28 protein-coding genes and 5 pseudogenes are annotated in these 22,218 nt (G+C 38.2%); 9 read left to right on the plus strand and 24 right to left on the minus strand.

Annotated elements, in window-relative coordinates; translation table 11 throughout:
- Positions 1-13: 13 nt before the first annotated feature.
- Both KUH03_RS35765 and KUH03_RS35770 read right to left on the minus strand, forming a co-directional pair.
- Entirely contained in the window at positions 14-271 is a 258-nt protein-coding gene (locus KUH03_RS35765; RefSeq protein ID WP_257089324.1) for a hypothetical protein, read from the minus strand.
- Positions 272-317: 46 nt separating this feature from the next.
- Positions 318-758 carry a DUF3078 domain-containing protein gene (locus KUH03_RS35770; protein ID WP_257089326.1) on the minus strand — a complete coding sequence of 147 codons (441 nt, stop codon included), beginning with the start codon at positions 756-758 and terminating at the stop codon, positions 318-320.
- Positions 759-1,042: 284 nt separating this feature from the next.
- On the opposite strand from KUH03_RS35770, the gene rlmH reads away from it, so the two are divergent.
- A complete protein-coding gene (gene rlmH / locus KUH03_RS35775) occupies positions 1,043-1,516 on the plus strand; it encodes a 23S rRNA (pseudouridine(1915)-N(3))-methyltransferase RlmH (protein ID WP_077435332.1) in 474 nt (157 codons plus the stop codon).
- A gap of 728 nt (positions 1,517-2,244) precedes the next feature.
- Here rlmH and KUH03_RS35780 read toward each other — a convergent pair.
- The 5 genes and pseudogenes from KUH03_RS35780 to KUH03_RS35800 all read right to left on the minus strand — a co-directional run bounded on the left by KUH03_RS35780 (position 2,245) and on the right by KUH03_RS35800 (position 6,230).
- Complete coding sequence (locus tag KUH03_RS35780; protein WP_306429858.1) at positions 2,245-3,054, minus strand: PQQ-dependent sugar dehydrogenase; 810 nt, start codon at positions 3,052-3,054, stop codon at positions 2,245-2,247.
- A complete protein-coding gene (locus KUH03_RS35785) occupies positions 3,018-3,497 on the minus strand; it encodes a PQQ-dependent sugar dehydrogenase (RefSeq protein ID WP_257089328.1) in 480 nt (159 codons plus the stop codon). The genes KUH03_RS35780 and KUH03_RS35785 overlap by 37 nt, the downstream gene beginning before the upstream one ends.
- A gap of 98 nt (positions 3,498-3,595) precedes the next feature.
- On the minus strand, positions 3,596-3,871 hold the full coding sequence (locus tag KUH03_RS35790; protein ID WP_257089330.1) for a hypothetical protein: 276 nt from the start codon (positions 3,869-3,871) through the stop codon (positions 3,596-3,598).
- A gap of 69 nt (positions 3,872-3,940) precedes the next feature.
- Positions 3,941-4,764, minus strand: a pseudogene (gene murI / locus KUH03_RS35795) (glutamate racemase).
- Positions 4,765-4,818: 54 nt separating this feature from the next.
- A pseudogene (locus KUH03_RS35800) lies at positions 4,819-6,230 on the minus strand (glycoside hydrolase family 125 protein).
- Between the two features lie 238 nt (positions 6,231-6,468).
- Here KUH03_RS35800 and KUH03_RS35815 point away from each other — a divergent pair.
- From KUH03_RS35815 to aroQ, 3 genes and pseudogenes are all read left to right on the plus strand, one after another.
- Positions 6,469-7,356: a hypothetical protein gene (locus tag KUH03_RS35815; protein WP_257089336.1), complete on the plus strand. Its 888-nt coding sequence runs from the start codon at positions 6,469-6,471 to the stop codon at positions 7,354-7,356.
- Positions 7,334-8,101 carry a hypothetical protein gene (locus KUH03_RS35820; protein WP_257089338.1) on the plus strand — a complete coding sequence of 256 codons (768 nt, stop codon included), beginning with the start codon at positions 7,334-7,336 and terminating at the stop codon, positions 8,099-8,101. The genes KUH03_RS35815 and KUH03_RS35820 overlap by 23 nt, the downstream gene beginning before the upstream one ends.
- 197 nt (positions 8,102-8,298) lie before the next feature.
- Positions 8,299-8,720, plus strand: a pseudogene (aroQ, locus tag KUH03_RS35825) (type II 3-dehydroquinate dehydratase).
- 158 nt (positions 8,721-8,878) lie between these two features.
- On the opposite strand, the gene ribF reads toward aroQ, so the two are convergent.
- From ribF to KUH03_RS35870, 9 genes and pseudogenes are all read right to left on the minus strand, one after another.
- Positions 8,879-9,754 (minus strand): riboflavin biosynthesis protein RibF, encoded by an 876-nt coding sequence (ribF, locus tag KUH03_RS35830; protein ID WP_306429267.1) that lies wholly within the window; start codon positions 9,752-9,754, stop codon positions 8,879-8,881.
- Between the two features lie 151 nt (positions 9,755-9,905).
- Positions 9,906-10,031 (minus strand): hypothetical protein, encoded by a 126-nt coding sequence (locus KUH03_RS35835; RefSeq protein WP_257089340.1) that lies wholly within the window; start codon positions 10,029-10,031, stop codon positions 9,906-9,908.
- Positions 10,032-10,051: 20 nt separating this feature from the next.
- Positions 10,052-10,378: a hypothetical protein gene (locus tag KUH03_RS35840; protein WP_306429859.1), complete on the minus strand. Its 327-nt coding sequence runs from the start codon at positions 10,376-10,378 to the stop codon at positions 10,052-10,054.
- Positions 10,335-10,625: a hypothetical protein gene (locus tag KUH03_RS35845; protein WP_257089342.1), complete on the minus strand. Its 291-nt coding sequence runs from the start codon at positions 10,623-10,625 to the stop codon at positions 10,335-10,337. Before KUH03_RS35845 ends, KUH03_RS35840 begins: the two co-directional genes overlap by 44 nt.
- A gap of 9 nt (positions 10,626-10,634) precedes the next feature.
- A pseudogene (locus tag KUH03_RS35850) lies at positions 10,635-11,428 on the minus strand (undecaprenyl-diphosphate phosphatase).
- A gap of 15 nt (positions 11,429-11,443) precedes the next feature.
- Positions 11,444-11,689, minus strand: coding sequence for a DUF3098 domain-containing protein (locus KUH03_RS35855; RefSeq protein ID WP_120258350.1), 246 nt, complete (start codon positions 11,687-11,689; stop codon positions 11,444-11,446).
- A gap of 2 nt (positions 11,690-11,691) precedes the next feature.
- Positions 11,692-12,075 carry a cell division protein FtsX gene (locus tag KUH03_RS35860; protein WP_373564883.1) on the minus strand — a complete coding sequence of 128 codons (384 nt, stop codon included), beginning with the start codon at positions 12,073-12,075 and terminating at the stop codon, positions 11,692-11,694.
- On the minus strand, positions 12,044-12,289 hold the full coding sequence (locus tag KUH03_RS35865) for a DUF3098 domain-containing protein (protein WP_120258350.1): 246 nt from the start codon (positions 12,287-12,289) through the stop codon (positions 12,044-12,046). Before KUH03_RS35865 ends, KUH03_RS35860 begins: the two co-directional genes overlap by 32 nt.
- 2 nt (positions 12,290-12,291) lie before the next feature.
- Positions 12,292-13,074 (minus strand): ABC transporter permease, encoded by a 783-nt coding sequence (locus KUH03_RS35870; protein WP_257089344.1) that lies wholly within the window; start codon positions 13,072-13,074, stop codon positions 12,292-12,294.
- 312 nt (positions 13,075-13,386) lie between these two features.
- Between KUH03_RS35870 and leuS the strand changes: the two are divergent.
- Positions 13,387-16,167: pseudogene (gene leuS / locus KUH03_RS35875) on the plus strand (leucine--tRNA ligase).
- Positions 16,168-16,222: 55 nt separating this feature from the next.
- On the opposite strand, the gene KUH03_RS35880 reads toward leuS, so the two are convergent.
- Complete coding sequence (locus tag KUH03_RS35880) at positions 16,223-16,504, minus strand: GNAT family N-acetyltransferase (RefSeq protein ID WP_120258347.1); 282 nt, start codon at positions 16,502-16,504, stop codon at positions 16,223-16,225.
- Positions 16,505-16,903: 399 nt separating this feature from the next.
- Here KUH03_RS35880 and KUH03_RS35885 point away from each other — a divergent pair, with 399 nt between their 5' ends.
- The gene (locus KUH03_RS35885; RefSeq protein ID WP_257089346.1) at positions 16,904-17,212 is read left to right on the plus strand and encodes a cold-shock protein; all 309 of its coding nucleotides are present in this window, start codon (positions 16,904-16,906) and stop codon (positions 17,210-17,212) included.
- Positions 17,213-17,347: 135 nt separating this feature from the next.
- Here the strand turns inward: KUH03_RS35885 and KUH03_RS35890 are convergent, their stop codons facing one another.
- Positions 17,348-17,515 carry a DNA-directed RNA polymerase subunit alpha C-terminal domain-containing protein gene (locus KUH03_RS35890; protein WP_257089348.1) on the minus strand — a complete coding sequence of 56 codons (168 nt, stop codon included), beginning with the start codon at positions 17,513-17,515 and terminating at the stop codon, positions 17,348-17,350.
- A 259-nt stretch (positions 17,516-17,774) separates the two neighbouring features.
- Positions 17,775-18,257, minus strand: coding sequence for a hypothetical protein (locus KUH03_RS35895; RefSeq protein ID WP_257089350.1), 483 nt, complete (start codon positions 18,255-18,257; stop codon positions 17,775-17,777).
- A 200-nt stretch (positions 18,258-18,457) separates the two neighbouring features.
- On the opposite strand from KUH03_RS35895, the gene KUH03_RS35900 reads away from it, so the two are divergent.
- Complete coding sequence (locus KUH03_RS35900; protein WP_120258343.1) at positions 18,458-19,039, plus strand: TetR/AcrR family transcriptional regulator; 582 nt, start codon at positions 18,458-18,460, stop codon at positions 19,037-19,039.
- 74 nt (positions 19,040-19,113) lie between these two features.
- On the opposite strand, the gene KUH03_RS35905 is transcribed toward KUH03_RS35900, so the two are convergent.
- Genes KUH03_RS35905 through KUH03_RS35920 form a run of 4 tightly spaced genes read right to left on the minus strand, consistent with a single transcriptional unit; the run spans position 19,114 to position 20,313 of the window.
- Positions 19,114-19,461 carry a hypothetical protein gene (locus tag KUH03_RS35905; protein WP_257089352.1) on the minus strand — a complete coding sequence of 116 codons (348 nt, stop codon included), beginning with the start codon at positions 19,459-19,461 and terminating at the stop codon, positions 19,114-19,116.
- An 11-nt stretch (positions 19,462-19,472) separates the two neighbouring features.
- Entirely contained in the window at positions 19,473-19,763 is a 291-nt protein-coding gene (locus tag KUH03_RS35910; protein WP_306429860.1) for a metallophosphoesterase, read from the minus strand.
- Positions 19,729-19,884, minus strand: a complete 156-nt coding sequence (locus KUH03_RS35915) for a hypothetical protein (protein WP_257089354.1) — start codon at positions 19,882-19,884, stop codon at positions 19,729-19,731. The genes KUH03_RS35910 and KUH03_RS35915 overlap by 35 nt, the downstream gene beginning before the upstream one ends.
- Positions 19,885-19,926: 42 nt before the next feature.
- Positions 19,927-20,313 carry a GNAT family N-acetyltransferase gene (locus tag KUH03_RS35920; protein ID WP_306429861.1) on the minus strand — a complete coding sequence of 129 codons (387 nt, stop codon included), beginning with the start codon at positions 20,311-20,313 and terminating at the stop codon, positions 19,927-19,929.
- 238 nt (positions 20,314-20,551) lie between these two features.
- On the opposite strand from KUH03_RS35920, the gene KUH03_RS35925 reads away from it, so the two are divergent.
- A complete protein-coding gene (locus KUH03_RS35925; RefSeq protein WP_257089356.1) occupies positions 20,552-20,800 on the plus strand; it encodes a hypothetical protein in 249 nt (82 codons plus the stop codon).
- Positions 20,801-20,819: 19 nt separating this feature from the next.
- Positions 20,820-20,948: a hypothetical protein gene (locus KUH03_RS35930; protein ID WP_257089358.1), complete on the plus strand. Its 129-nt coding sequence runs from the start codon at positions 20,820-20,822 to the stop codon at positions 20,946-20,948.
- A gap of 258 nt (positions 20,949-21,206) precedes the next feature.
- On the opposite strand, the gene KUH03_RS35935 is transcribed toward KUH03_RS35930, so the two are convergent.
- Positions 21,207-21,485 (minus strand): hypothetical protein, encoded by a 279-nt coding sequence (locus KUH03_RS35935; RefSeq protein WP_257089360.1) that lies wholly within the window; start codon positions 21,483-21,485, stop codon positions 21,207-21,209.
- Between the last annotated feature and the right edge of the window lie 733 nt (positions 21,486-22,218).

The following is a 22,218-nucleotide window of genomic DNA, read 5'->3' on the forward strand; positions in this document are numbered from 1 at the left end:
TCACTTTAAGCGGCTAGAATTTGTAAGTCACCCCAGCTCCGACGATCTGCCTGATCTGTAAAGCAGAGTTCCTTTTTCCAATTTCTTTTCCTTCTTTGATAACAGGAATGGCTGTATTGTCATCGTAAATCATCTGTACACCAGCATTTACAGTTATGAACTTATTGACCTTCATGAAGAGATTCGCAGTGTAGTCAATGTCAATATTCTGTGGTTTATCCAGATAATTAGAATAGAGTTTCAAGATATTTTCAAAGGAAACATTTTCCATGAGGTTTACCTTGTAATAAGCATCAAAAGAGGCTCGAATTCAGTTCTCACTTTTTACCCGGATCCAGCCCATATCTTTGGGAAAGGGCCGTATCATTAACAAAAACAAATCTTACCGCCGCTGGGGATAGATTAAACCTTAAGTTGTCGGATTTCTTGTAGGCAAAACCCGGCCCAAAGCTTAAATATGCCGGAGCTAGGAATCGTGAAATACGCTCTTTCGGAGTTTTGGCATAATCAAACCCATCGGCAAATTGCGTGTTAAAGTTCAGGAAAAAGGTATATAGCCAATATTCTGAGGCTTTATGTCCCAGTAAACTATTCAATACTAATCTATCATCATTTTTGCGCCAGTCCGATTCCTTTTGGAAAGTTAAACCATAAGCCGCTAATACTTTATTATCCCAAGACCATTTATCTTTCTTATAATTGAAATCATAATTTAAGGTAAGATTTCCCGAAAATGAATTGACACCCCTGCGGCCCAATTGGAGAAGGAGCTCTGGTTGATCAAAAACGTGTTTTCACCTTTGATTGTCCATGTTTTAGAGGTATCTGTAGGGGCTTCTTGGCTGAAACTTCGAAAGCTAATTAAACTTAAGGCAATAAGAACGATCGATTTAATTTTTTTCATACTAAAATTTGGTTTTTGTGCATATGCTGCGAAAATAAATGTTCTATAACTAAACGTATAACTTTGTTTATTGTTTTGTGGCTTTTTGTTTACGTATATTTTAAATAAAATCGGAACTTTGGGAACTTGATTGATACTATGAAAATAACGTTACTTTGTATTGGAAAGACAGATGATAAATACTTGATCGAAGGGATCGACAAATACATCAAAAGACTAAAGTTCTATGTCAACTTTAATATTGTGGTGATACCGGACATCAAAAATAGCAAAAGCCTTTCTGAGGAGCAGCAGAAAGACAAAGAAGCCGGATTGATTTTAAAACAATTGCAGCCACAGGATATGGTCATACTATTGGATGAGTTTGGTAAAGAGTTTCGCTCGTTGGATTTTTCTGCTTATTTGGAGAAAATGATGATCAATAGTGTGCAACATATGGTGTTTATTATCGGCGGTCCTTACGGATTTGATCAAAAGATCTACGACCGGGCCAGTTCCAAAATGTCCTTGTCAAAGATGACATTTTCGCATCAGATGATCCGTTTATTTTTTACAGAACAACTCTATCGGGCGTTTTCAATTATGAAAGGTGAACCTTATCATCATGAATAATATGGAAAAAGTCCGTAACTTCATCATTAATAAAAACAGACTTATGAATTTACCGAATAAACGTGATTATCACTATAAAAGTGATGAAGGAGAGAAAATAGCCAATTGAATAAATACGTCATGATAGCCTGTATCGTTATTGTGATTTTATTGGCAATTTATTTTGCATAATTTGATATCCTCTAGTTACGGATGAAGTAAAAGAATAAATCTCTTACTTAATATCCGTATGGAGGATATCAGCAGATGATTTTAATAAATTTGATTGAAATTGTTTGGAGGAGAACGCTTAATTTTTCGGAGAAGGTTGGCAGGTTTTGCGCGTTCTTTTTGGTTCGGTGTTGTTGACAAATCCCCAGTTGGTCACGTAGAATGATAAGGGGTTAATTTCTAATAATTTTTTCATTTTTTCTTTTTTACCATATAATATTTTATTGTTTCGACTGTATTTGATCAATAATCGAGCCAAACTTTAGATTGTGCCGTGGCCTTTTTATAATTTAGTATTTGGTACCGCAAGTAATAAAATTGAGAAAATAGGGGATAAGTGCGAGTTTCACCTCAAGCGTTAATGGCTAAATTCCCTGAACGTATTATTGAAGGAACTTTCCAAAAGTAAAAAGAACCCTCCGCATAGTAGGTGGTAGAAGCAAAACTGTTGTGGGGATACGAATGGAGTAAAAAAAACAGCGATGTTAGAGCTTTTCGGACATCGCTGTTTTTTATTTTTACTTTTTATCTATTTTATAGAGTCTGCCAAGATCAGTAATGGCATACAAGGCTCCATCCGGTCCTTGTGTAATATCTCTGAATCGCTGTCCTTCACTGCCTAATAATCGTTCTTCGCCAATAACCTTATTATCTTTCAAAATTATTCTTGCAATATGCGTGCTACTTAAACCGCAAATAAAGAGGTTATTTTTCCATTCAGGAATGTTCTGTCCTGTATAGAACGTGATCCCACTTGGAGAGAGCACAGGATCCCAATAATAAACGGGTTGCTCAAGTCCTTCTTTCTGTTGTATTCCTGCGCCCACTTTATCTCCTTTATATTCAATTCCGTAGGTTATCGTTGGCCAACCATAATTGATGCCTGCCTGGATTTTGTTGAGTTCATCTCCACCGCGTGGACCAAATTCAGTTTCCCATAAATCACCAGTTTCAGGATGGAAAGCAAGCCCCTGCGGATTACGATGTCCATAACTGTAGATCTCTGGTCGTGCATTTGCTTTTCCGATAAATGGATTGCCTGATGCAGGCTGTCCGTCTTTTGTAATGCGCAAAATCTTGCCCAGAGCAGCATTCAAATCCTGAGCCAGAGGCCTTGTCACTAAATCGGAGCGTTCTCCGGTACTAAAAACAATATTTCCCTCTTTGTCAAAAAAAACGATACGTCCGCCGTAATGGAGGTTACCTTTATGAGCAGGAGTAGCTTGATAGATAACCTTAGCCTCTTCAAATGATTTTTCATCCGCCGAGAGCTTACCTTTAGCAACTGCCGTTAATGTTCCTGCGGGGTATTGTCCGCAAATACCCAGTAGACCATACGGTTGGAGCTAAAATTCGGATCGAGCCTCAATCCGAGTAATCCACCTTGGCCACTTGTATTGACCGCAGGTATACCTTTGATTGGTTCGCTTAATTTGCCATCAGCACTTGCAATACGCATATCGCCCTCTTTCTCTGTGATTAGCAGTCTGCCATCAGGCAGCGCTACAATACCCCAAGGAGACTTTAGCCCCTCGGCTATAACTTTGCCCTCGAAAGCTGTAGTTGTTTTAGCACCAGCAATTCTGGTCTGCCCAGCAAAAGCAGGTTTGTAGTCCGAATTTGCTTTTTGCGTTTCTACCGGTGGATAGCTTGTGGTATCTGTAGGATTAGTTGTGCTATCTGAACCGGAGTTTGAATTTGCATGATTGGAATTGCAGGCAGTCAAGCCAAGCGATATCGTTAAAAGGCTTATTGTCAGTTTGTTTTTCATTATTAATGACTTGTATTTTGGTCTGATTGTTCGTTTGAAGATATTAAAAATTAATGAAATGCTGTGCGATATAATGTAATAAATTTATCGACATCCGGTCATAAGCCAAAAAAAAGGGGTGAGGGGAAATTAGGGGTGCCCAGACAATGCGTCAGTATCTGTTGTAATTCATTGTCTTTATTGACATAATAATCGCTTACCTCTAGTAGTGCATTTGTGCTTAAATTATAGACACAGACCGGAATATAATTGGGTTGAGCGGATGTTTCGAAAGTCTTAAAATAGTCTGCACTTTCCTGGAAAGTTGAAAACTCTTTTGACTCATAATGCCGTGTCTCTTGATTATATGCAATGGTTACATAGTTCTTTTTCATCGTACATTCCTTTACCTAGAATAACGAAAGGTAAACGATAAAAGTTTTAAAAATTCGCAGCTTTTTATTTTAAACACTGATGTGACTAGCATCTACATGTTTTCCGAAGAATATTTTTGCTTTGCTTTCAAAATCTCTAGGGTCGTCTGTGGTGTAGAAGGCCAACTGACTATTTTTTGAACAGTATGTTTCTATTTCAGCATGACGGTGAAGGTATTCCTGTAGACTTTTCGCAACTATAGGTCCTTGGGAGATAATATTGACATTTTTTGGGACGTATTTTTCGATTACAGGTAATAATAAGGGGTAATGTGTACAGGCCAATACAATGGTATCTATTTGATCGGACTTCTGCAACAGTTCATGGATATCTTTTTGGACGAAATAATGTGCTCCCTCTGTATTGATCTCATTATTTTCAACCAGAGGAACCCAAAAGGGCAGTCATGTTGAAAAACCTCAATTTCTGGATTAAATTTATGTATCTCGATCTTATACGATTCAGATTTTACCGTCCCTGTCGTTGCGAGGATACCGATTTTGTTTGTTTTCGTATAATTATGGATGATTTCAGTTGTTGGTCTGATGACTCCAAGCACTTTTTTTCCTGGAGGAAGATCGTTTTGTTGAATCGTTCTTAATGCTTTTGCCGAAGCCGTGTTACAAGCTAAAATAACGAGATTACAGCCTAAATCAAACAATTTAAATACACATTGCTTGGTGTAATTATATACGGTCTCAAACGACCTTGTGCCATAAGGAACACGTGCATTGTCACCTAAATAAATATAATCATATTGAGGAAGGAGCTGCTGAATTTCCTTAAATACAGAAAGGCCGCCATAACCGGAGTCGAAAATGCCAATAGGACCAGAAGTCAGTGTATTATCCATAACGCAATGCTATAAGTTACATCCACCTATAACATTGCGTTATAAGATTCAGTTTTACTGAAGCAAAGATGGTTTCTCTTTATATATTTTCCAAATTAATTCGCCAAATAATGTATTAGTCCAGGCAAACCAATGTCTTGTGAATTTTTTCGGATCATTCTTATGGAAGGATTCATGCATAAATCCTGTACCACCATGCGTGCTCACTAAAGTTTTGATGCAATTGCGGATCTCTTCATCATTTGTCGAAGTTTGCGCACGCATAATAATTGACATTGGCCAAATCATATCGCGGCCAATATGCGGTCCCCGATACCTTCGGCTGCGGTACCTTTAAAGAAGAATGGGTTTTTATCGGACAGCACAAAATTACGTGTACGTTGATAGACCTCGTCATTGAGATTGACTGCACCTAAATAGGGCAGAGCCAATAAACTAGGGATATTTGCGTCGTCCATCATGAGATGACTTGAATAACCATCTACTTCAAACGCATATATTCTCCCTAAGGTTGGATGATCTATAATTCCATATTTATTTACGGCAGCCTCAACTTCATTCGCGAGCGATTCCATTTTTGCGGAAAGCGTCGGTTCGTTTTTAACCTTTTTGAGAATTTCTGCAGATTGTCTCAAACTGACCACCGCAAATAGGTTAGAAGGAATTAGGAAAGAAAAAATAGTCGAGTCATCCGAAGGTCTAAAGCTTGAGCAGATCAAACCTACCGGATTTATGGGATAGCCATAACCATCTACTTGCAGCGTGTCGGAACCCCTTGACGTCGTTCGCTCAAATTTATAGGGGCCTAAACTATCCTTACGTTGCTGTTCAACAAAAGTTTGATAGATCTTGTGCTGAGCCTCTAGCCATTCGTCGTTAAATGGAGTACTGTCATTTGTTTCCTTCCAGTAATGGTAAGCAAGTCGAATCGGATAACATAGTGAATCAATTTCCCATTTCCGTTCATGGATTCCTGGTTTCATACTCGTGTGGTCACTGAACCATTCCCCTTTTTTGTTGGGTCATTATAAAAAGCATTCGCATAAGGATCAATGTTGATACATTTACTTTGTTTTTGTATTAATCCGACAATGAGATCCTGCAATTTTTTATCTTTTTTCATAAAAGGAAGGTAGGGCCATACCTGTGCGCTACTGTCACGTAACCACATTGCATCTATATCTCCTGTAATAACATAGGTATAGTTTCTGCCATTTTGAACATAGGGAAATACAGTTGTATCCAATGTATTTGGAAAGCAGTTGTTAAATAACCAGGTCAGTTCCTTGTTTTTGACATTTTTTGAAACTCTGTAATGGCATCTTCAATTACTTTACTTGAAAAAGCCGTTTTTCTTTAGCAGTGCGTACAGTCGGAAAAGAATGTTCCTGAGCAAAAGAAAATTTGCTTGCGAATGCACCTGCTGTCAATAAGGTTGCGTTTTGGATAAATGTTCTGCGTTTCATGTTTATTAGGGCCGATTTTTTGTTATACAAGGTTATTTACTAAGATGCAAGATATAAATATTTTTGAATATAAAGAACAGCAAATACGATTTAGCATTATAAAATTGACTACAGATGTTAATAAAGTCATTTTTATTCGGTTAATTTGCAGTTAGGAATGCATTTTGCTAGAAGAAATAATCTTTGAAATAATTTTATGGGGCTTAATATATCAAAAAAAAATAATTTACTTCGAATTGTGCTGGCAGGCATCGGGGTAGGTGTCTCGTTTGCAGGTTTTGGGCAAATTAAAAGTCAGCCTTATTCGTATCATTTCTATCAGAAAATGAACGATGTCGTTTATTCTACTGAGACGAGAATGCACACAACAGCTAAACCATTCGTCATCAAGGATTCTTTGTTGTTGGCCAAATTTGACTCGATTCAATCCAATAAACCAGTTTCCTCATCGAATTGGTTCATGCGTAAGATCTTTAATGAACATTTGGTTCAAGTCGAGAAAGATGATTATACATTCTATGCGGACTTTTTGCCGGATATGTATATTGGAAAAGATATGCAGGGTGATAAACGTCGTACATGGATGAATGGTAGAGGATTTCAAGTGGGATTGAACGTGGGTAATAAATTCACTTTTAATTCATCGGCATTTGAAAGCCAAGCTGTTTTTCCAAAGTATCTTGACGATTATATTGTCGCTAATAAAGTAATTCCTGGTCAGGGAAATACCAAATTTCAGTCTAAAAATAAAATGGACTGGATGTATGCGACAGCAAGTATGACTTACGATGCGCATAAGTATATCCAAGCGACTATAGCGTACGATAAAAACTTTATTGGTGATGGTTACCGCTCGATGCTGCTTTCTGACTTTTCATCTAATTATGCGCATCTGAAGCTGACCGGTACGATTGGCAATGTACAGTATACATCAATTTGGGCTTACATGAATGATCCGACACATCCAAGAGAGGATCTAACTGGGGTATATCCTATGGAGGGGCAAAATAACACACGTTTAGGAGATGGGAAGAAATGGGGAGCTTTTCAATATTTGGATTGGAATGTGACCAATAAATTGTCCGTTGGCTTTTTTTCAGTCCGTGGTCTGGGCCGCTCAGGATGACGCTGGAAAAAGAGGTTTTGACTTTAGTTACATAAGTCCGATTATCTTTATACGTCCTGTCGAGAATAATAATCGCACATCTCCCGATAAGATGTTTCTAGGGTTGACCTCAAAATATAAATTGCCTTATAATTTGACGGTTTATGGTCAGTTTTTATTAGGTGAATTTACGGCCAAGGAATTTTTTGCGGGTAATGGTTATGCTCATAACAAGTGGGGCGCACAGTTAGGTGTAAGAGGTTATGACATGTTTGGTGTCAAAAACCTAAACTTCCTTGCGGAGTATAATACGGCTAGACCTTATACCTATGCACACTTTAAATCCTATTCCAATTATAGTAACAATGCCGAACCATTGGCACATCCAAAAGGTGCTAACTTTAGAGAGTTGGTTGGTCTCGTAAACTATGCATGGGACAGATGGGACTTTTCATTACAGGGAATGTATACGCAGAATGGATTGGATCTGCCTGACGGAACGAATATGGGTGGAAATATCTTTCAATCCTATAACACCATTCCAAATATGTATGGAAACCATATCGCGCAAGGAATAAAAAATAATATCTATTATGCGGATGCGAAAGCAGCGTATGTACTTAATCCTAAATATAATCTTCGTTTAGAATTGGGGTATATGCAACGCTATGCGAAAGCACAGTATGAAACACCTGTCGTGAATAAATCGGGCGTGGTTACATTTGGACTTCGTTCAAGCTTTAGAGCAATCTATAATGATTTATAGGAAGTTTTTATATATTTGAGCACATTACAGCTTATGAAAACATCATGATTATTCAGGCCGTATAAGGGAATGTATAATCATGATGTTTTTTGTTTAATATATTCATTTTAATATCGTTTAAAATGTAACCGATACTACTGGGGTAGTTTGAATGCATAACCCCAAATAGATAATATTGAATCAATCACTAAATACCGATGAAAAAAATCCTTGTATTAAATGGCCCAAACTTAAATCTATTGGGTGTTAGGGAAAAGTCAATCTATGGAAGTCAAGATTTCTTGAGTTATTTTGAGGAATTAAAGACACGTTTTTCTACAGTCCAATTGGAATATTTTCAGAGTAATTCTGAGGGCAAGTTAATTGATAAAATTCATGAGGTCGGTTTCGCGTATGATGGCATTGTAATGAACGCTGGAGCATATACCCATACATCTATTGCTATTGGAGATGCTATTGCTGCTGTTCAGACTCCGGTTATTGAAGTTCATATCAGCAATGTTCATCAACGGGAAGAATTTCGACATCATTCCTTCTTGGCAAAAAACTGTAAGGGGTAATCTGTGGCTTTGGGCTGGATAGTTATAGACTTGGCATCGAAGCTCTTTTAGTTTTGTAGGTACTTCGTTTACTTCTAGAACATCCGTGCTGAGCGGAGTGAAGAAGGGGGTAAATGAGAGGAGTTGACAGCTATGAAGACAGAAAGAATACGTTAGTTATAAAAGAATAGGCGGGAATTCCCGCCTATTCTTTTTAACTGTATCGCCTTTAGATATTTTATCCAATAAGACTCCTTATTTCTACTTCATCTGCTTTGATTTGCGCTTTCATTTCCTCTAGTGAGTCAAAGCGTTCATCATGACGGATAAAGTGCAGGAATTTAACACGGAGCGTCTTGCCGTAGATATCCTGATCAAAATCGAATAGACTGATTTCAATCGCACGATTCATTCCGTCAACCGTAGGTCTTGTGCCAATATAGCCCATGCCTTTAGCGATAGAAATAGGATTCTCTTCTTTATACTCACCTGTAGTAATATTCTGGATGTGGTTGTATATATAAACCTCTACTGCGTATATACCATAAGCAGGAATTAATTTATGCGGTTCATGTACCTGTAGATTGGCTGTAGGAAATCCGATGGTACGTCCGATTTGATCCCCTCGGATCACTGTTCCCGTTAATTCAAAAGGATAACCTAAATATAGATTGGCTGTTTTGATATCACCTTTAATCAGTGCTTCACGCACACGCGTGGAAGAGACTGCGATGTCATTGATATCTTGTTCTGGGATCTCGTCTACACTATAGTCGAATATCGACGCAAACTGTTCCAAGTCGCCTAATGTACCCTTGCGATCTTTTCCGAAATGGTGATCATATCCGATAACGATTTTTTTGGTGCCCAATTTACCTACAAGCACATTGCTAATATATTCTTCAGGAGTTTGATTGGAAAAATCCCGGGAGAAGGGTATAATGATAAGATGGTCAATACCGACCTTGCTTAGTTGGCTTACCTTTTCCTCAATATCATTTATTAAACGTAAGCTATCATCATCTGGGTTAATAATTAACCGGGGATGCGGAAAAAAAGTAAGTAATATGGTTTCGCCGTTAATTTTTTGAGCAGCCTCTTTTAAGTGGACCAATATTTTTGATGGCCAATATGAACACCATCAAAAGTACCAATGGTAACTACTGCATTTTCAACGGGGAGAAATCTTCTAAACTTCTGTAGATTTTCATTTATTGGATTTTTGCAAAAATAAGATAAAGAATCAATAAAGTGCAGCGACGGCTTTATTTAATGATTTCCTTATGACGTTTTATTTCGGCGATAAGCTGTTCAAGATTCCAGGCGTTTTCAATCGTATAATTACCACTTTTGGTGCGTCTTAAAGAACTTAGGTGGGATCCACTATGCAATACTTTTCCAAAGTCGTATGCTAATGATCTGATGTATGTGCCTTTTGAACAAGAAATGCGAAAATGTACATTCGGGAGTTCGATTTTTCAATTTCAAAGCTATTGATCCGTACCTGACGAGATTTTATTTCAACCTCTTCACCGCGACGAGCTTTTGCATAGACACGTTCACCATTGATCTTTATGGCAGAATGTGCTGGAGGAAACTGTTGTATGTCACCTTCAAAGGTCTTAGCTGCATCAAAGATCATTTGCTCAGTAATATGATCGATAGGGAATAGCTCATCAATTTCAGTTTCCAGGTCATAGGAGGGGTGGTTCCACCCAATGTAATTGTCCCTGTATATTCTTTGTCTTCGGCCTGGTAGCTGTCGATCTTTTTGTCAACTTACCTGTACAGACAATTAGCAAGCCCGTTGCTAAGGGGTCCAATGTACCAGCATGGCCAACTTTTAATTTTAATGGTTTCAGTGAGTTTCTGACTTTCCCAACAACGTCGAAACTTGTCCATGTTAAAGGTTTATCAATCAACAACATTTCGCCTTCAGCAAAATTAAACCTTGCTGAGTTTTCACCAACCTCTATATTCTCCATGAAAAAATTTTAGATAATTTGTAAACTATGCCCCGAAAGAAGTAATGCGAGAATTACAACTCCAACAACTATTCTATACCATCCGAAGGCCTTGAAGCCATATTTGGTTAAAAATCCAATAAAGGATTTAATTGCAACAATTGCGACAACAAAACCAATGAGGTTACCTACAATAAGAAGGTTGAGCTCCTCGCCTGTAAATGTATTTCCTTCTTTGAAGAATTTCAAGAGTTTAACAGCTGAAGCGCCAAACATCATCGGTAATGCCAGAAAAAATGAAAATTCTGCAGCGGCTTTACGTGTTAATTTTTCGGCCATACCACCGATGATGGTACTTGCGGAGCGGGATGTGCCAGGTATCAAAGCCAGACATTGGTATACACCAATCATAAAGGCCTGCTTGTAAGAGACGTTGTCCGAATCTTCAACGGTAGGTTTATTAAACCATTTGTCAACAAAAAGCAGGACAACACCACCGATTACCAGCATAATCGCAACCATCAGCGGGCTTTCCAAAAGTGAATCGATGAAATCGTTGAAAAGTAATCCAAGTATCGATGCTGGAATAGCAGCGATCACCAACTTATAGTAAAATGAAAGCGATTTAAAGAATCGCTTGTAATATAAAACGAGAACGGATAAAATCGTTCCCAATTGAATGACAATTGTAAATAATTTAACAAAGGCTGAGGGCTGAATCCCCATCAGTGCGGTTGCTATAATCATGTGGCCTGTAGAGGAGACAGGCAAAACTCCGTTAATCCTTCGATGATAGCAAGGATTATAGCTTCAATAATAGACATCTGTTTTTTATAAGATTATTCTTCAGTTTTAGTTGTTTTGGGGCGATATAAGATCGCTACAAATCCCAATGCAAAGCCGAGAACGACTACAATTGGCGCTAAAGTGATTTTGGTAAAACTATAGATATCAGTTTCACCGGACATGAGCGCAAAGCCAATGACGACAAGAACCAAGCTAGCTATAAAAAGCTGATAATTTACTTTTGAAAATACGAAGGAACCTTTATTTACAGATTCAGTAGATTTCTTTATTTGAGCCATTTTTATCTATATAAATCGTTAGATTGAGCTTTTAAATATTTAGTTACAGCGAAGTAGGTACTAAGCCCTGAGATTAAAATCCCGATGCAGATAACACCTAAGAAGATGATTGCAAACTCAAACCAGTTGCGTAAAAAGACCAATTCAGGTATTTGTTGTTGGGCTAGTTTGAGCGTCAATATCAATAGTAGAATCGCAATCAACGAACCCAATAAACCATGGATAATACCATAAGTGATAAAAGGTTTACGAATAAAGTTTTTGGTTGCACCAATTAATTGCATGCTTTTAATTAAGAAACGTTGCGAGTAAATAGCCAAACGTATGGTTAATAGACATCTGTTTTTTATAAGATTATTCTTCAGTTTTAGTTGTTTTGGGGCGATATAAGATCGCTACAAATCCCAATGCAAAGCCGAGAACGACTACAATTGGCGCTAAAGTGATTTTGGTAAAACTATAGATATCAGTTTCACCGGACATGAGCGCAAAGCCAATGACGACAAGAACCAAGCTAGCTATAAAAAGCTGATAATTTACTTTTGAAAATACGAAGGAACCTTTATTTACAGATTCAGTAGATTTCTTTATTTGAGCCATTTTTATCTATATAAATCGTTAGATTGAGCTTTTAAATATTTAGTTACAGCGAAGTAGGTACTAAGCCCTGAGATTAAAATCCCGATGCAGATAACACCTAAGAAGATGATTGCAAACTCAAACCAGTTGCGTAAAAAGACCAATTCAGGTATTTGTTGTTGGGCTAGTTTGAGCGTCAATATCAATAGTAGAATCGCAATCAACGAACCCAATAAACCATGGATAATACCATAAGTGATAAAAGGTTTACGAATAAAGTTTTTGGTTGCACCAATTAATTGCATGCTTTTAATTAAGAAACGTTGCGAGTAAATAGCCAAACGTATGGTATTGTTAATTAAAGCTACAGCGATGATCAATAAAATAACAGCAAAGGCCAAAACAATCATACCGATGATACGTACGTTTTTATTGACCATATCAATCAATGATTCCTGATAGACAACCTCTTTTATTTTATTGTTTTTAGAGATTTTTTCGATGAAAGTCTTGATGCTATCCGTATTGGCATAATTCTCCTTCATATAGACATCCAACGATGGCAATAAGGGGTTATGCCCAAGGTACTGTACAAAATCTTCACCAAGATCTTCTTTCAGGTTTTTGGCAGCAATTTCTTTGCTGATATACACTGAGCGGAGTACATAAGGGTCTTTTTCAAGATCTTTTTGCAAAGAAAGTACATCGCCTTCACTGGTGCCATCATTTACAATGACATTCAGGACAATGTTTTCTTTAACGTACTTTGAAAGATTTTTAGCGTGCACCAATAATAAGCCTAACATACCTGTTACCAATAGTACCAGTGCTATACTGATAACTGTGGATACATATACAGACTTTGTTTTTTTTTTGTGTGCTTAATTCGTATTCTGACATAATAAGCAAAAATTTATTTGCGAAAGTAACTAATTGAGCGGAAGATTTCGAATTTATCTTGTAATTACTTTGATAAAAATCAATTCGAATTTAGTTTTCTACCTATGTTTAAATAACTTTTCAATACTAGAATTTATTGTTCAAACTACAAAACTTTTATCACATTTCAGTATTAAAATCGTAATTTCGCAAGTCATAAAAATTCCTTACGAACAAAAATGGAGTATAATCACAAATCATTAGAGAAAAAGTGGCAGAAGTTTTGGGCGGATCATCAAACATATAAAACATCAGATGCGCATCAGAAGCCAAAATACTATGTGTTGGATATGTTTCCTTATCCATCTGGGGCGGGACTACATGTTGGTCATCCACTCGGATACATTGCTTCGGATATCTTTTCAAGATACAAACGACTAAAAGGCTTCAATGTACTGCATCCAATGGGTTATGATTCCTTTGGACTTCCTGCAGAGCAATATGCGATTCAAACGGGTCAACACCCTGCTGTTACAACCGAGGCAAATATCAATCGTTACCGCGAGCAGATGGACAACATCGGTTTCTCTTATGATTGAGTAGAGAAGTTCGTACTTCTGAACCTGAATACTATAAATGGACGCAGTGGATTTTTATGAAATCATTCGATTCTTGGTATAATAAGGAGACGAATAAAGCAGAATCTATTGATACATTGATTACGAAATTTTCCACAAATGGTTCTGCTGCTGTTCAAGCTGTTTCTGACGAAGATGTATTAGAATTCACTTCGGAAGAATGGAAATCTTTGATGAGGAAAAACAACAACGTGAGTTGTTAAAATATCGCATTGCTTATCTGCGTGAGAGCACAGTCAATTGGTGTGCTGCTTTAGGGACCGTATTGGCTAATGATGAGGTGATTAACGGCGTGTCCGAGCGCGGCGGGTATCCTGTAGAGCAAAAGAAGATGATGCAATGGTCAATGCGTATCACTGCTTATGCCGATCGTCTGTTAAAAGGTTTGATACCATTGATTGGCCAGAGCCCTTGGTAGAAATGCAGCGTAACTGGATCGGAAAATCCGTTGGAGCTTCGGTCAAATTCCCAGTTCCACAGTTGGACACCGCAATTGAAGTCTTTACAACACGTGTGGATACTATTTTCGGTGTTTCATTTGTCGTTTTGGCACCTGAACATGAATTGGTTGCAGCGTTGACGACAGCCGAACAAAAAGCTGAAGTTGAAGCTTATATTGAGAAGACCTCAAAAAAATCTGAACTAGATCGTATGGCCGATACCAAAACAGTATCGGGAGCCTTTACAGGTTCATTTGCTAAACACCCTATTTCAGGCCGTGATGTGCAGATCTGGATTGCAGATTATGTTTTGGCGGGATATGGCACAGGGGCGGTTATGGCTGTACCTAGTGGCGATCAACGTGATTATGTTTTTGCCAAGCATTTTAATTTAGAAATTATTCCGATTTCGGATACACAGCAGATTGAAGAAGAGGCTGATCCGAATAAGGATGGAAAATACATCAATTCTGATTTTATCAACGGTATGACTTATCAGGAGGCTGTGCCTGCGCTGATTGCGAAGCTGGAAGAATTGAAATTAGGTAAAGCGAAGATCAATTTCCGCATGCGCGATGCGATTTTTGGTCGTCAACGTTATTGGGGTGAACCTGTTCCAGTCTACTTTAAAAATGGTCTACCATACCTTATTAAAGAAGAAGAACTACCTTTATTATTACCTGAGGTTGATAAATACTTGCCAACAGAGTCTGGTGAACCTCCTTTGGGACGTGCTAAAGACTGGAAATATGAAGATCAGTATGAATATGAGTTGAGTACAATGCCAGGTTGGGCAGGTTCTTCATGGTATTGGTTCAGATACATGGATCCAAAAAATGAGGGTAACTTTGCTTCAAAAGAAGCTGTTGACTATTGGAAAGCTGTTGATTTATACATTGGCGGTTCAGAACATGCTACAGGTCACTTGTTATATTCACGTTTTTGGAATAAGTTTTTAAAAGATCTTGGCTATCATAATGAGGAAGAACCATTCCGGAAATTGATCAACCAAGGTATGATTCAAGGGCGCTCAAATTTTGTCTACCGTGTACTCGATGAAGAGGGCAGAGGAACCAATCAATTTGTGTCCTATGGCTTGAGAAACGATTACAATACAATTCCTTTGCATGTCGATGTTAATATCGTATCGAATGATGTTTTGGATCTTGAAAAATTCAAAAATTTCAGACCTGATTTTGCGAATGCTGAATTTGTTTTGGAAAACGGTAAATACATTTGTGGTAGCGAGGTGGAGAAAATGTCCAAGTCGAAATTCAATGTCGTTAATCCAGATGATATTATTGAGACTTATGGCGCTGATACCTTGCGTCTTTACGAAATGTTTTTGGGTCCGTTGGAGCAGGCCAAACCATGGAATACCAATGGTATCGAAGGTGTTTACAAGTTTTTAAAGAAAGTATGGCGCCTGTTTCACGATGCCGAAGGTAATTTTAATGTATCAGATGAAGAGCCTTCCAAAGCTGAGTTCAAAGCTTTACATAAGATTATTAAGAAAGTGGAAGATGATATCGAGCGTTTTTCGTTCAACACGTCTGTTTCCGCCTTTATGATCTGTGTGAATGAATTGACCGATTTGAAATGCAATAAGCGCGAGATATTGGAGCAACTTGTTATTGTTCTTCAATCTTATGCACCACATATTACGGAGGAATTGTGGAACCTATTGGGGCATGAGGCAGGTACACTTTCTCAGGCAACTTATCCTACGTTCAAGCCGGAATATCTGGTCGAGTCTGAATTTGCTTATCCGGTTTCTTTCAATGGTAAAATGAAGTTTAATCTATCACTTGCATTGGATTTAGATCAACAAACTGTTGAAGAAACGATCAAGGCACATGCCGATGTACAAAGACATCTGGACGGTAAGCCAATTAAGAAGATTATTTTTGTAAAAGGGAAAATAATCAATATTGTAGCTTAGTCTATACAGTTATTAAAAATAAAAGCCATTTTGTCCCAATGATAAAATGGCTTTTTTATGCCAGTACATCCTGAAAGGCAATTGTTTTGTCAAAAATTGATTTTGCATAAGGACAATTCGGGACAATCTTAGCATCGTTTTTCCGGGCATAATCTACGGCTTCAAGAACGAGTTTTTTACCGACACTCATTCCTTTATATTCGTCATAGACCTCGGTATGGTCTATGGAAAACTCGTACTCACTCTGCCACGTATATTCCAAAATTCCGGCCTCATTATTTTCCACTTCAGCAATGAAATTACCTCTGTCGTCTCTTTCGATATTTTTTACTTCCATAATGTTTTTTTCAAAATAACGTCCAAAAGATATTTTTGTTTTATGAAAACGCTCAAATTTTGTGTTGCTATGTTGGCTATATGTCTGTTATGGTGATAGTCGGAGCGTCTCCGGATTGAGGCTGTGTGGCTGTCAGATGTATTATAGGATGTCGTTGATTTTTCCTATTTTTTTCGTACCTTTGCAATTATCTCCTTAGAACACCTCGCATTTTTATCTTTTCAACGAAGCTCTAAAGGTCCGACATCTCCTCGGGAACATTTTATTTTAATCCATATTGAATGAGCAAAAGCCAAATTACATTTAACAAAAAAGAACGAGAAAAAAGAAATTACTCAAAAAACAACAAAAAATTGAGAAAAAGAATTCAACAAAACAAACAATGACAAAGGAAAATCTTTGGAAGAACTGTTTGCTTATGTTGATGAACATGGGAATATCTCAGACAGACCTGCGATCAAATTGAAAGAAGGGGAGAGTCCAAGTATGTCTTCGAACCACCAAGATGACTATTCTTTCGGAAAAGTTGTCCATTACAATACCGACTCCAACTATGGATTTATCAGAGATAATGAGACCCAACAATCTATTTATTTCAATGATCGTCTTGTTGGACAGAAATTGAACCTGAATCAGAAAGTTAAGTTTAAATTCAAAAGTGCAAAACAAGGTGCTCAGGTAACTGAAGTTTTGATCGAGTACCAGTAAACGAAGATTCCGCTTGAGTTAAAAGCGTTGAATAATAAAGCCCTCAAGTACTTCTAAGTAGCGAGAAACTATATGGAAGCCAGTCGAGGGCTTATTTTTTTTGCTATCAACTGACAGAATAGCCTTTGGAGCAGCCTATTCCTTAAATTTTAATCCCTTTTCCATTAAAGCCTGACTTAACAGGGGCAAGGAGGCCTTTCCAAGACCATGGAGCTTCAGTAGATCCTTCACTGAATACTGCGTTAGTTTTTCAAGTTGATCTATACCATGGTTTAACAGCGCATTTCTAGCGGGGCTACCCAAAGGGCTAGAAAACCATCTTCGGGTTTCTTTTCCTTTTCACATATTGGACATGTTGGGCAGTCTGTACTCTTATAGAAGCTGTGCCCATTACTACATGTTCTTTTGCTTTTGATCCTTGTCATGTGGCCTAAATCTGCTAATTAATTACAATATCAACACTATTTTCCAATTATAGTTTATACTTTTTGCCATTTGAAGGTTTGTTTACCAACAGGATCTTCTAGGGGACTTTGGGCGTGAGCTTTTCTGAGCGTTTATTCTATATTGTTCCAGAACGTGTTCTTATCAGCTGTGCTTTAATTTTGGCTGCAAACCAAATGATTGGTTCCATCGGAATTTTTTCTGATATAACGGGGCTGATGGAATAAAAAGTAAAATAGTCCTCCCATAAAATAGGCAATGACGTCATAGGGATCCCCGTATTGTAGTCTGTGTAGTTAGGCATGACGTACTCAAATAGTAGTGAAACAATAGCCGATATCAACCAGATTTGGTATAATGGATATCCATGCGGTTTTCCTTTATTGAATAGAAAGCTTCCTGTAATAGATGCGACATGAACAATAATAGGGACAAAGACAAGGTCCGTAAGCCAGCTGTTTAAAAATGGAATAGGAAAATGCTGTAGCCGTGTAAATCGAATAAAGAACCAGCATAACCAATAAAAAATAAATATACCGTCAAACAGATTCTTTACTAATGCGCAAAGGAAATGGCGATCAACATAGCTATTGCTCCGCATACCATCAACGTTAAAAACATAAAAAAGCTGTCTGTTTGCCGAATTTTTTTCCAGGGACCATCATTTGGATGGGCCGGAATAAGCGTCTGCTTTAGATCTATATATTGATTTTTAGCCAACTTTCTTTCTTTTCGTCTTTCATATTATCTTAATTTATCATTCATGACACAAAATTAGAACAATTGTTCTAATTTTGTGTCATGAATACGAAAGAAAAAATTGTAGTGGCAGCGTTAGGGGTATATAATCGGGAGGGAATACGTACTGTTACGACACGACAGATTGCGCAGGAAATGGGTATTAGTGCTGGCAATCTCCATTATCACTTCAAACATACAGAAGATATTATCTTTACTATTTTTGAGCAGCTCCAGCGGGACTATGACGAAATGGTGGTTTTATTTGATCAGAAAGATACCACATTTCAGGAGTTGTTGCAGGAATTTACGGAGGGCTCTTATCTGTTGATCAATAAGTATAAGTTTATTTTTGTCAATTTCGTCGAGATCTGTACTTGGATACCCGCTATTGGGGATGCTTATCGGACTCTTGTTGCACGACGTGAGGAGCAGTTTATTTCTCTCTTTGAGCACTACTCCAAATTGGGAATGTTTAGACAGGATATACCAATAGCCATTCTGAAGGGTTTTGTACGTCAGATTTTTATTATATCAGATTTCTGGTATTCGAGTTTTGCGGTATTGGGCGGTCGATTTGAATCGGATGCGCTGGAAGACTATCGACAAACAATAGCGGTTGCTTTTTATCCATACCTCATTTAATTCCATAGGGTGTTTATTGAAGCATTAAACATGACCGTATCTCCGATCTTAGTCCTTTGTTAAGGTGAAAATGGTTATTTCAGGTCGTGCATTAAAGCGGACGGGGATACTATGACCGAGGCCCCTGTTGATGTAGAGGGTTCGGTTTCCAGAAAGTTTTTAATACCCTGATCGTAGTTTTTGTTCGATACGGGGATAATCGGTGAACCCCAAAATGGGATCCGCACCTGCCCGGCATGTGTATGGCCTGATAAAATCCACCCTTCATAGCCATTCCATACATCCAGATCAGCAACATCAGGGTTGTGGCAGAGGACAAGGCTCGCTTGGTTGCGGTTGTAGTTCTGCATAGTTTTTACAGGGTCAAAGTTTGTTCCCCAATAGTCGTCCATACCATAGAGCTGTAGACCATTTATATTCACACTTTCGTTTCTTAAAACAGTAATATCATACTTTTTAGCAGTGTAGTGATTGAATCCGCTGCAGTACTGTCTTTAAAGGCTCTTCCATAATCATGATTTCCCAGGGTGGCCAATGTCTGTAGTTTTCCTTTTGGTGCTAATTGCATGACTTCGTCGAGATCAGCGAGTGGGAGGGCATTGTGGACCAATCGGACAAAATCGCCTGTGTAAACAATAATGTCCGGATGTGTTATACCAACTTTCGCGAAGTTGTTTTTGATAAAATCTTTACTGACATAGTCGCCGATGTGGATGTCCGAAATCTGAACGAGCGTTTTCCTTCAAGGTTGCTAGGGAGTTTTTTATAGGGAGTTTTAGCTGTTCGAATTTGACCCAATGTGGTTCGATCTGCCAGGCATAATAACCGAGCAGAGCAGCGGCCAAGGTCAGGGTAATAAAGGCTTTTTTTTAAAAAACGTTTCTTCTTCATTGTGTTTTGGCTAGCCAGTTTGATTTGGTGATTTGCATATTCAGGCCCTTCCAGGTTTCATTGCCGATTGACGTTTCAGTTGTGGCGCCTTCATTGATCTGAAACCCTACACCCTCATAACATTTTATTGCGTTCGTGTTCCAGTCATAAACGTTTAAATCCGCTTGATCGTAAGTGTTATCAACAAAGAGCAGTTTCAGCATCGCATTGATAGTTTTCTTACCATAGCCCTTATTTCTTTCGGTATTGTCAGCAATCAATATGCGGGATAATCGTGGTATACTTCTTTCAAAGTTCAATTCACAATGCCCAATAACGTTTTGTGTTTCTGTACTGACAATTTTATAGGGACGGCGTTGGGGATCGTTAATATACTTTTTAATTGTTCGTCAGTCACTGGAAATGAAAATATGGACCTGCGAACTGCAGGAGTTCTTCTGGAGATCTGATCCAGGATTTGAAGCGGTCGAAGTCAGCTTCTTCAAATGGAAGTAATGTGATCATAGCCTTCTTGTTATTGATATTAGATTGGAGGGTTAAATTAGATAATTGTTAGACTCTTTCCTAAGAAATTCGTGTTTTTTACGAAATTTGTTCCGAATTCACCGATAGCAAGATTTTATGCCAACACTTGTATTAGACACCACTGTAAATGCACCAATAGAGATAGTTTTTGATTTGGCCCGCAGTATAGACTTACATATGTATTCGACTGGGAAGACAAACGAGAAGGCGATCGCAGGTGTGACCAGTGGACTGATCGAAGCCGGAAAGACCGTCCAGTGGCGGGCAAAACATCTGGGTGTATATCAAACGTTGACGGTGCGGATCACAAAAATGGAAAACCCTATTTTTTCGAAGATAAAATGATACAGGGGTATTTCAGTCGATGGAACATCAGCATCTTTTCGAAGAGCAGGCTGATGGTGCGGTGCTGATGCGGGATGTGTTTAATTTTAGGGCGCCCTGGGTCCTTTGGGGCGGTTTGCCGAATGGTCTTTCCTTACACAGTATATGAGAAGGTTTCTCGAAGAACGTAACCATATCATCAAGCTGGTTGCCGAGTCAGGAGATTATAGCCGTTATCTCGAAGGGTAGGGTGGAGGATTGCTTTTTACATGTAGCCTGTGTGTGAGGAGTTTAATAGTTTCTCGCAATGATGCTGAGGTTCGGGTTTTCTTCTAAAAGCTGTTCCTGTAGAAAATCGAATGCACCTCTTTGGTTCATTGTCACCTGATGAATCTTGGAGAATTCATTGTAAAAATAGATGCGAAAACTATTCGGGCCACGGTGGTTCAGAATAATCTTGGTCTCTATACGGTGAATCCGACTGATCGGAATTTTTTACTTCCAAAAAAGGAAAAAATACAAGTTCATGCTCCTGAAAAAGGTACGGCGCAATAGTTGCATAGATGCGGACAAGTCTTCGGGTGTACCGCTGATAAATATCAAGATCACGGCTATTGAGACCTCGTAGGGCAATAATAAATTTTTGATTTTTGGCGTAAACGACCCAGCTGAGCCCGCCAAATAATACGCCGAAATAGACGAACAATGTACTTAGGAGTGGGAGGGACTTGTAAAAAATGTCAGTTTATCTGAAGCAGCTGTCCACTTATCCAAAAAAACATAGAAGAAGAAGCCATAGCAAAAAGAAACATCGCTATAAATAGTCCAATAATGGCATTGCGGACTTTGCAGATTTTCCTTATCTCCGTTTGTAAAATGAACTGTTCGTGGACGAATAACTTTCCATATAATAAATTAATAGTGTGTAGGCTTGTCTTTTGTTCTCAAATACGAGGGTATCTGGTTCCGTGCGATGATCGTTAGATTTGGATTTTCCTCCAGAAGCTGTTTCTGTAGAAAATCGAAGGCAGCTATTTGGTGCATTGTTGTCTGATAGATTTTTGTAGCATCGTTATAAAAATAGATGTGGTAGCTGTAAGTGGAGCGATAATTATGGACATATTTTGTTTCTATACGTTTGATCTGATTGATTGGAATCTTTTTACTTCCAAAAAAGGAAAGAATATAAGTTCATTTTTACAGAAAATGTAGAGCGCAATGGCTGCATATCGCTGAGCAAGTACGCTTGTGTATCGTCGATAGATATCTAAGTCGTGGCTGTCGAGCTGCTGTAGTACGCTAATATATTTTTGGTTTTTGATAGACAAGGCCCAACTTAATCCAGTAAATAGTATGGTAGGGAATAGGAATATTGTGTAAAGAGATATGGTGGGGCTATGGTAAACAGTCCGCTTGTCTGGAGTGTTCAGCCATCGGTC

It is taken from the genome of Sphingobacterium sp. E70 (assembly GCF_019285695.1).
In the GTDB taxonomy this organism is placed as follows: Bacteria; Bacteroidota; Bacteroidia; order Sphingobacteriales; family Sphingobacteriaceae; genus Sphingobacterium; species Sphingobacterium detergens.